The organism is Bartonella sp. CE47NXGY, assembly GCF_042195415.1.
Classification (GTDB): Bacteria; Pseudomonadota; Alphaproteobacteria; order Rhizobiales; family Rhizobiaceae; genus Bartonella.
In genome coordinates this window covers 1-622 of sequence record NZ_JBHIOI010000259.1, presented here as the reverse complement: position 1 = coordinate 622, position 622 = coordinate 1, and the positions used below count along the sequence as shown (strand labels likewise).

Sequence of the window (622 nt, the reverse complement as noted above, 5' to 3'; positions counted from 1 at the left end):
CTTTCTCATGATGGCAATTGCTGGGTTTATGATAATGCTTGTGTTGTAAAATCTGGTCGTGTTTATGAAAATGCAAGGGTTTTTGGCAAGGCTGTCACTTGTGGTCATATCTATGGTCATGCGCGGGTTTATGACAATGCTATCGTTGCTGGCTATGTTTATGATAATGCCCATGTTTATGGCAATGCTGTTATTTCTGATAATTCCCATGTCTATGGTAATGCGCGTGTTTATGGCAAGGCTATTATTTATGATAATGCCTATGTTTATGACAATGCTAGGGTTTATGAAAACGCTCGTATAGCAAATAACGTGCATGTTTTTGAAAATGCCAACATTCATGGCATTGCTGTTATTCGTGAAAATGTCGGCGGGTCTACTAAAATAAAAACCTATACTGAACGTCTCTCTCCTTATGGTGAATTAGAGATTGTCTGGGTCTAATTAATAAAGCAGCGGCCGGCGCGGCGGGGGCGCCTGCTTTTTAAGCAAATTTTCCATTTCAAATTTTAGCAAATGTTTATCACATTAGATTGTGAGGGTCTTCTATGTGCAAAAAATACGAATTAACCAGTGAAATCAAAAAAATCAAACATGCTCTTACTCGAAATATTATAAACCT

The 622-nt window shown here is 37.9% G+C and carries 1 protein-coding gene; it reads left to right on the top strand.

Features of this window, described 5'->3' with window-relative positions; translation table 11 throughout:
* On the top strand, nucleotides 1–444 hold a 444-nt coding region (locus ACFIL3_RS10980; RefSeq protein ID WP_375682296.1), incomplete at its 5' end, for a hypothetical protein.
* Between the last annotated feature and the right edge of the window lie 178 nt (nucleotides 445–622).